The 7,600-nt window shown below is 39.2% G+C and carries 9 protein-coding genes, 5 tRNA genes and 1 pseudogene; all 15 read right to left on the reverse strand.

Translation table 11 applies throughout. The annotated features are described in order from the left end of the window. Nucleotides 1-1,600, reverse strand: a pseudogene (locus Q0314_RS03170) (DNA-directed RNA polymerase subunit beta); the annotation flags it as partial. Nucleotides 1,601-1,709: 109 nt separating this feature from the next. After that, nucleotides 1,710-2,087, reverse strand: coding sequence for a 50S ribosomal protein L7/L12 (rplL, locus tag Q0314_RS03175; RefSeq protein ID WP_002947609.1), 378 nt, complete (start codon nt 2,085-2,087; stop codon nt 1,710-1,712). 16 nt (nt 2,088-2,103) lie between these two features. Continuing rightward, nucleotides 2,104-2,586 carry a 50S ribosomal protein L10 gene (gene rplJ, locus Q0314_RS03180; RefSeq protein WP_298056427.1) on the reverse strand — a complete coding sequence of 161 codons (483 nt, stop codon included), beginning with the start codon at nt 2,584-2,586 and terminating at the stop codon, nt 2,104-2,106. A 110-nt stretch (nt 2,587-2,696) separates the two neighbouring features. Beyond that, entirely contained in the window at nt 2,697-3,401 is a 705-nt protein-coding gene (gene rplA, locus Q0314_RS03185) for a 50S ribosomal protein L1 (protein WP_002947612.1), read from the reverse strand. Between the two features lie 120 nt (nt 3,402-3,521). After that, nucleotides 3,522-3,947, reverse strand: coding sequence for a 50S ribosomal protein L11 (rplK, locus tag Q0314_RS03190; RefSeq protein WP_004322124.1), 426 nt, complete (start codon nt 3,945-3,947; stop codon nt 3,522-3,524). A gap of 10 nt (nt 3,948-3,957) precedes the next feature. After that, nucleotides 3,958-4,491, reverse strand: coding sequence for a transcription termination/antitermination protein NusG (gene nusG, locus Q0314_RS03195; protein ID WP_100067254.1), 534 nt, complete (start codon nt 4,489-4,491; stop codon nt 3,958-3,960). A 6-nt stretch (nt 4,492-4,497) separates the two neighbouring features. Beyond that, nucleotides 4,498-4,677 (reverse strand): preprotein translocase subunit SecE, encoded by a 180-nt coding sequence (secE, locus tag Q0314_RS03200; RefSeq protein ID WP_004322122.1) that lies wholly within the window; start codon nt 4,675-4,677, stop codon nt 4,498-4,500. A gap of 14 nt (nt 4,678-4,691) precedes the next feature. After that, nucleotides 4,692-4,767: transfer RNA gene (locus tag Q0314_RS03205), tRNA-Trp, on the reverse strand. 8 nt (nt 4,768-4,775) lie between these two features. Further along, nucleotides 4,776-4,946, reverse strand: a complete 171-nt coding sequence (gene rpmG / locus Q0314_RS03210) for a 50S ribosomal protein L33 (RefSeq protein ID WP_004322121.1) — start codon at nt 4,944-4,946, stop codon at nt 4,776-4,778. A gap of 53 nt (nt 4,947-4,999) precedes the next feature. Next, a complete protein-coding gene (gene tuf, locus Q0314_RS03215) occupies nt 5,000-6,199 on the reverse strand; it encodes an elongation factor Tu (RefSeq protein ID WP_002947618.1) in 1,200 nt (399 codons plus the stop codon). A gap of 63 nt (nt 6,200-6,262) precedes the next feature. After that, a tRNA-Thr gene (locus tag Q0314_RS03220) sits at nt 6,263-6,337 on the reverse strand. A 130-nt stretch (nt 6,338-6,467) separates the two neighbouring features. Continuing rightward, nucleotides 6,468-6,544, reverse strand: a tRNA-Gly gene (locus Q0314_RS03225). An 8-nt stretch (nt 6,545-6,552) separates the two neighbouring features. Beyond that, nucleotides 6,553-6,637, reverse strand: a tRNA-Tyr gene (locus tag Q0314_RS03230). Nucleotides 6,638-6,694: 57 nt separating this feature from the next. Then, nucleotides 6,695-6,770, reverse strand: a tRNA-Thr gene (locus Q0314_RS03235). 119 nt (nt 6,771-6,889) lie between these two features. Continuing rightward, entirely contained in the window at nt 6,890-7,330 is a 441-nt protein-coding gene (locus tag Q0314_RS03240) for a hypothetical protein (protein WP_298056433.1), read from the reverse strand. Nucleotides 7,331-7,600: the final 270 nt, after the last annotated feature.

Here is a 7,600-nt window from a genome sequence, read left to right on the forward strand (position 1 = left end):
TGGTTTGATCCATAAACTGGCTCAACTGACCGCCGGTGAAAAATTCCATTATCGTCGTGGTTATCATTTTTGGATTAACCAAATCGTAAGGCATAATCTCCTCAGTATTACCCAGCGTCGTAAATTTATCCCTGATAGCCTTTTGCATTTTTACAAAGCCTAGGTGAAGCTCGTTTGCCAAAAGCTCGCCGATAGAGCGGATACGACGGTTGCCGAGGTGATCGCGGTCGTCAATATGTCCTTGTCCGTTTTTGACCTTTATCAAATATTTTGCCGTTTTTATAATGTCTTCGTTGGTCAAAACCGTTACGTATTCAGGTACTTCAAGTGCCAGCTTGTGGTTCATTTTCATACGGCCAACACCCGTCAAATCATATCTTTCAGGATTAAAGAATAGATCGTTTACGAAAGCGCGAGCAGCATCTTTAACGACCGGCTCGCCAGGACGCATAACTTTATAAATTCTTATCGCCGCAAGATCGTTTTCATCGTCGACGTTTTCGGTTTGACGTAGTAGTTTTAGCGTCTCGTTATCGGCGATAAATGAATTTATGATAGCGTCGTCCACGCCTGCTGCTAGGTCGTTTGCTATCTCGATACTCTCTTGATCAGCCAAAATTTTAACCAATTTATTTTCATCAAGCTGTGCAAGAGTATCATAAAGCACTTCACCGCTGTTTTTGTCAATAACCGGGTGAGCCAAAAACCTATTTACCAAAATTTCAGTCGGATATTCGACAAATTTGACGCCATCAGCGATGATTTTATCAGCCTTTTTCTTGGTTAGTCTTTTTCCGGCCTCGTGTAAAACATTGCCTTCTTCGTCTTTTATGTCGTATTCAACCCTGCCCTGATAATCATCTGGGTTAAATGGCGTCAAAAATTTATTATCTTTTATTGTTAAAGTTTGTATAGGATAAAATAACTTGATAATATCTTGTTTTTTATATCCAAGCGCCCTAAATAGGATAGTTACCGGCACTTTTCTGCGCTTGTTGATACGCACATAAAGTACGTCTTTTGTGTCGTATTCAAAATATAGCCAGCTACCGCGGTCAGGAATGATTTGAGCCGTATAAATAAGTTTATTTACTACCGTCGGGCTTTCCTCTTCTTTAAAGATAACGCCCGGGCTTCTGTGAAGCTGATTAACCACGACACGCTCGACGCCGTTAATAATAAATGAAATTCTATCCGTCATCAAAGGAATTTCGCGAACGAAAATTTCTTGCTCTTTTATATCTTTTATGCCGATCTTCTCGCCTGTTTTTTCATCTCTCTCGTGAACGATCAGCCTTATTTTCATTTTTAAATTTACAGAATAAGTAAGCCCGCGCTCCATGCACTCTCTGATCGTATATTTTGGTTTTCCGATTTCAGAGCTTACGTATTCCAAGCTTAAGCGGTTTTGCGGATCATGTATAGGAAATATTGATTTGAAAACTTTTTCTATACCGCTTTCGCCTTGATTTTTATCTACGTTTAAAAACTGGTCAAAACTCTTTTTTTGTAATTGTAGTAGGTTAGGAACATCGATCTCTTTGGCAACATTTGAAAAATCAACCCTAAGACGATTTCCTGAGTATAAACTATTTAGCATATTCTACCTCATGGTATAAGTTTGAAAGAAAGTAAATAACCGCACGTCTGCGGCATCTTTGTAAAAATTAAATAAGGAGGCGTCGCCTCCTTTGTAAAAATAAGTGAAATTATTTAAGTTCGACTTTAGCGCCAGCTTCTTCAAGCTCTTTTTTAGCTGCTTCAGCCTCATCTTTGCTAACACCCTCTTTAATAACAGAAGGAGTTTGCTCAACTGCGTCTTTAGCCTCTTTAAGACCAAGACCTGTAAGAGCGCGAACAACTTTAATAACGTTGATTTTCTTGTCGCCGCCGTCAACTAGAACAACGTTAAATTCTGTTTTCTCTTCAGCTGCATCAGCTGCACCGCCTGCTGCTGCGCCGCCTGCTACCATTACTGGAGCAGCGCTTACGCCAAATTTCTCTTCAAATTCTTTTACTAGTTCGCTTAGCTCTAATACTGAAAGATTAGAGATAAATTCTAATACGTCCTCTTTAGTAATTGCCATTTTTTATCCTTTTATATTATGCTGATTTTTCTTTTTTCTCTTTAAGCGCATTTAGTCCAATAGTGAAATTTTGGATAGGCGCATTCCAAACTTGCAAAAGCATAGCAAGCAACTCATCACGGCTAGGCATCTTAGATAGAGCCTTGACCTTCTCGACGCTTGCAACTTCGCCATCGATATGAGCGGTTTTGATTTTGAATAGTTCGCTGTTAGTCTCTTCAAATTTAGCCGCAACCTTAGTAGCTGAAAGCTGATCGCCCCAGATAAAGATATTTGTATCTTTTAAGACCATACCAGACTTTTCAACGTTATTAAGAGCGATATTTGCAAGAGTATTTTTTACGATTTGAACTTTTACGTTTAAAACTCTAGCAGCATCTCTTAATGCTTCTAGTTTTTTAGTGCTAAGACCGCGATAATCGCAAACTATAATCGCTTCATTTCCTTTAAATTCGGCTTCAAGTTTACTGATTATTTCAGATTTTTCGTTTCTCGTCATCTAGTTTCTCTCCTTTCCGACTAGTGATTTCAAGCAGAGCGGCATAAAAGCACGATTAAGCAAAAGCCTCTGCTATCTCCAATCTAAGATAAAAATTTATTAGCTAAAAATTAGCGTAGATCCATAAGCTCTTGAGTCTCAAGTAAAACAGAAGGGCTCATAGTTAATGATAAAGCAGCACTCTTAATATATCTACCTTTTGCTGCCGCAGGTTTTTGTCTATTTACCGCTTTGATAAGAGTTGAAATGTTATCGTTTAATTGCTCTTTTGAAAAGCTAACTTTACCAAGGCCAGCGTGTATATTTCCTTGCTTATCTACACGGAAATTAACTTGACCGCTTTTTGCGTTATTAACCGCTTGAGCTACATCCATAGTAACAGTGCCAGTTTTTGGGTTTGGCATAAGACCTTTTGGTCCTAAAATTCGTCCTACTTTACCGACTAAGCCCATCAAATTTGGAGTAGCAATAAGAACGTCGAAATTCATAATTCCTTTTTGGATATCCTCAACAAGCTCATCACTACCGACTATATCAGCACCGGCGGCTTTTGCTTCATCGGCTTTTGCATCTTTTGCTATAACGGCTACGCGAACGGTTTTGCCAGTTCCTGCAGGAAGCACTACCGAGCCTCTAACCATTTGATCGGCATGTCTTGGATCGACGTTGAGTTTTAGCGCAATTTCGACTGTTTCGTCAAATTTGGCGCTTTTTAGTAATTTTACAGTATCGATAGCATCTGCTAAAGAGTAGGTTTTAGTGGTATCAACTTTTTCAAGTAGCTTACCAAATCTTTTTGTAGTTTTTTTTGACATTAATTTCTCCGCATTTTTAAATTTTATGCTTCCACATTGTCAAATTTAAAATACACGCGCTATAAATATTAACGCGTGTGCATAAATTTAACTTTATAAAATCCTTATGTGGTAAAAGGATTAATCGACTACCGTAATTCCTATTGAGCGAGCTGAACCAGCAATGATTTTAGCTGCCTGCTCTCTATCTTTAGTATTTAAGTCGGCAATTTTTTTCTCAACTATTTCAAGTACCTGAGCTTTTGTGAGCTTGGCTACTTTATTTTTTAACGGATTATCCGAACCTTTTTCTATTCCTGCAGCTTTTTTAATCAAATCCGTAGCAGGCGGTTGTTTTGTAATAAATGTAAAGCTTCTATCAGCATAAACGGTGATAACGACCGGAACCCTAAAGCCAGCCATATCCTTTGTTCTTTCATTAAATGCTTTACAAAATTCCATAATATTAACGCCTTGCTGACCAAGAGCCGGGCCTACCGGAGGACTTGGATTTGCTTTTGCAGCAGCAATATGTAATTTAATTTCGCCTATAACTTTTTTAGCCATAAACTTCTCCTTATACTATCTTCTCGACTTGTGAATATAAAATTTCAACTGGGGTGCTTCTGCCAAATATTGAAACATTTAGCCTTAGCTTTCCGTGTATCATATCGTACTCTTCTACTATACCAGTAAAATTCGCGAAAGGTCCTTCCGTAATACGAACATTTTCTCCGTTATCAAAGAAAATTTTTGGTTTAGGAGCAGCTCGCTTTTGGACTTTTTCTAAAATTAAATTTATATCTTTTTCGCTTAACGGCGTAGGTTTTTTTGCTTCACCTATAAATCTACCGACTTTAGGAAGAGACTGAATCTTGTGCCAAAGAGCTGTATCCAAATCAAGATGTGCAAAAGCATATCCAGGATAAAGACTTCTTTCGTTTATTTTTTTCTTGCCGTTTTTGATTTCTATTACATCTTCAGTAGGAACTATAATCTCTTTTAGTTGTTCTTCAATGTGATTATCTCTAACCAAATTTTCAATAGCTCTCTTTACGCTCATTTCGCTACCGGCATAAGTTTGAATCGCATACCATTTATGTGCCATGATTCAACCTTAAATCAGTTTTGAAAGAGAGAAAGACATAATTGCATCAACAAGAGCTAAAAAAAGTGAAACAATGGCTACTACAGCAAAAACTGTTATAAAAGCATTTCTTATTTGCTCTTTGAGTGGAAAAATTACCTTTCCGATTTCAGCGCGAGAAAGCTTTATATAATTTATTATTTTTTCCATTTTTAACCTTTTGATGGCAGGGCAAGAGGGATTCGAACCCCCAACCATTGGATTTGGAATCCAGCGCTCTACCGTTGGAGCTATTGCCCTAAAAAGCCTTAGCTCTTTAACTTAACTTCTTTATGAACAGTATGTTTTTTTAGTCTTGGGCAATATTTTTTTAGTTCCAATTTTTCGGTTGTCGTTTTGCTATTTTTTACCGTAGTATAATTTATATCACCTGATTCAGAACATTTAAGACCGACTTTTATTCTATTACCTTTTGCCATAAATTCCCTTTTAAAAAGCGGAGAAGAATCTCCGCTAAAAATTATAAATTAGATTATGCTAGAATCTTAGAAACAACGCCTGAGCCGACTGTTCTACCACCTTCACGGATCGCAAAGCGAGTTCCCTCTTCAAGAGCAACTGGCGCAATAAGCTCAACAGTTATCTTTAGGTTGTCACCAGGCATAACCATCTCTGTTCCTTCTGGAAGAGTGATAGAACCTGTAACATCAGTCGTTCTTACGTAGAACTGCGGTCTATAGTTGTTAAAGAATGGGGTATGGCGTCCACCTTCTTCTTTTGTTAAAATATAAACTTCGCCCTCAAATTTAGTGTGAGGAGTAATTGATTTAGGTTTGCAAAGAACCATACCGCGCTCAACATCTTCTTTTTTTGTGCCTCTTAGAAGAACACCTACATTGTCGCCTGCCTCGCCTTGATCCATCTCTTTTCTAAACATTTCGACGCCGGTAACAGTAGTAGTTTGAGTTGGTCTAATACCTACGATTTCGATGGTATCGCCGACTTTTACCACGCCTTTTTCAATTCTACCGGTAACAACTGTACCGCGACCAGAAATAGAGAAAACATCCTCGATAGGCATCAAGAAATCTTTATCTGTTGCGCGTACTGGAGTTGGAATATACTCATCAACTCTAGCCATAAGCTCAAGAACCTTTGCAGACCATTCGCCATCTGTTCCAGCTTTAGCCTCGTTAAGAGCTTGTAGAGCCGAGCCTGCTACGATTGGAGTATCGTCACCAGGGAAGTCGTACTCGTTTAGAAGCTCGCGAATTTCCATCTCAACTAGCTCAAGGAGCTCCGCATCGTCAACCATATCAGCTTTGTTCATGAAAACAACGATATATGGAACGCCTACTTGGCGAGATAGCAAGATGTGCTCTCTGGTTTGAGGCATTGGGCCGTCAGCAGCAGAAACAACTAGGATAGCGCCGTCCATTTGAGCAGCACCGGTAATCATGTTTTTAACATAGTCGGCGTGGCCTGGGCAGTCAACGTGCGCATAGTGGCGATTTTCAGTCTCGTACTCAATGTGAGAAGTAGCGATGGTAATACCGCGCTCTTTTTCCTCTGGAGCGTTGTCGATATTATCATAGTCTTTTAGCTCAGCAAGACCTTTTCTTGAAAGAACAGCAGAAATTGCAGCTGTCAAAGTTGTTTTACCATGGTCAACGTGACCGATAGTACCAATGTTTACGTGTGGCTTGTTACGTGAAAATTTTTCTTTTGCCATCTCTTCCTCCGTAATGATATTTGCAATTCAAATTTATACTTAATTTTACTTCTCTAAAATCCGTGGAGCTCATAGCGGGACTTGAACCCGCGACCTCTTCCTTACCAAGGAAGTGCTCTACCTCTGAGCCATATGAGCGTCAAGCGCTTGGCATTAGAGAATTTTTAAAAGTATAAACAACTAAATGAAAATAAAAAGGTGTGCTGCAGAAAATGTATAAAATTTAATATTTTTATCATCTTACAGCTCCCAGTTTAGTTCCAAAATCTGGAGCGGGAAACGGGGCTCGAACCCGCGACCCTCAGCTTGGAAGGCTGATGCTCTAGCCAACTGAGCTACTCCCGCGCGTAGCATGGTGGTGAGACGTGGATTCGAACCACGGAAGACATAGTCAGCAGATTTACAGTCTGCCCTCGTTGGCCACTTGAGTATCTCACCCTATTTTAAAAAATAAATGCTTTGCAATGGTATTTCTGGTCAAACACTGTTATGAAATGGAGCTGGTGAACGGACTTGAACCGCCGACCCACTGCTTACAAGGCAGTAGCTCTACCAACTGAGCTACACCAGCATCCTTGATTTGTGAAAGTTGGATTATAGCCCAATTTCTTTTCAAAGTCAAGCTTTTTTTTAAAATTTTTGGAAATAAGGATAAAAAATTAGAATTTAGTCGCACATGCAAGCTAAATTTTAGCCCATTGGCTCCGGTGCCTCTTTAAAAAATAGGTCCGACTTCTTTCTTAATCCTCGTTTTTTCGGCATAGTTACGTCTTTTTCTTCTGCAGTGGTTTTAGAATCAGGGTCGCCTTTATAGTCGTTATTTTCGCTTTTTACCATCCCAGCATATGCCTCTTTGTATCCTGCGGATTTTATTTTATTAATTAAAATTTTAATTTTTTCTCCACTTAGAGGCTGTGTTTTTATCGCGATGGCACGGTATCTACCAAATTTACCACTAACGACCTTTTCGACGCCCTCAAAGCTGCCTACTTTTTTTTCAACGGCCACTCGCACGCTTTCTATTGCCTTTTCGCTTACGTCGTCGCCAAAAGCGCTCACAAAAATATGATATTCGTCGTTTGCAAGCAAGGCGCTAAAAAACATCATAATAACGAATATCACCTTTTTCACGAAATTTCCTTAGGATATTTATCAAATTTTACAGTATCGACCGACCGTCTTATCATTATACAACAAAAAAATATAAACTTACCGTCAAACTCTATCCAAGCACCCTTGCGATTAACTCTATCGGGTTCTCGCATTTTACGTCTGAGCCACCGATATGTAGCGCATTTGAAATTTGCATTTTACAGGCGCTACACTCTGCGCTTACGATCTTTGCACCCGAGTTTTTTATCATCTCGGATTTTTTTTGTCCGGCCGCGCGGCTTAGATGAT

This window comes from uncultured Campylobacter sp., assembly GCF_938040115.1.
GTDB lineage: Bacteria > Campylobacterota > Campylobacteria > Campylobacterales > Campylobacteraceae > Campylobacter_A.

What these genes read in the sequence shown, in the direction of transcription:
- rplL (WP_002947609.1), bottom strand. Translation starts at nt 2,087, where the DNA reads ATGGCAATTACTAAAGAGGACGTATTAGAATTTATCTCTAATCTTTCA.
- rplJ (WP_298056427.1), bottom strand. Translation starts at nt 2,586, where the DNA reads ATGACGAGAAACGAAAAATCTGAAATAATCAGTAAACTTGAAGCCGAA.
- rplA (WP_002947612.1), bottom strand. Translation starts at nt 3,401, where the DNA reads ATGTCAAAAAAAACTACAAAAAGATTTGGTAAGCTACTTGAAAAAGTT.
- rplK (WP_004322124.1), bottom strand. Translation starts at nt 3,947, where the DNA reads ATGGCTAAAAAAGTTATAGGCGAAATTAAATTACATATTGCTGCTGCA.
- secE (WP_004322122.1), bottom strand. Translation starts at nt 4,677, where the DNA reads ATGGAAAAAATAATAAATTATATAAAGCTTTCTCGCGCTGAAATCGGA.
- rpmG (WP_004322121.1), bottom strand. Translation starts at nt 4,946, where the DNA reads ATGGCAAAAGGTAATAGAATAAAAGTCGGTCTTAAATGTTCTGAATCA.
- tuf (WP_002947618.1), bottom strand. Translation starts at nt 6,199, where the DNA reads ATGGCAAAAGAAAAATTTTCACGTAACAAGCCACACGTAAACATTGGT.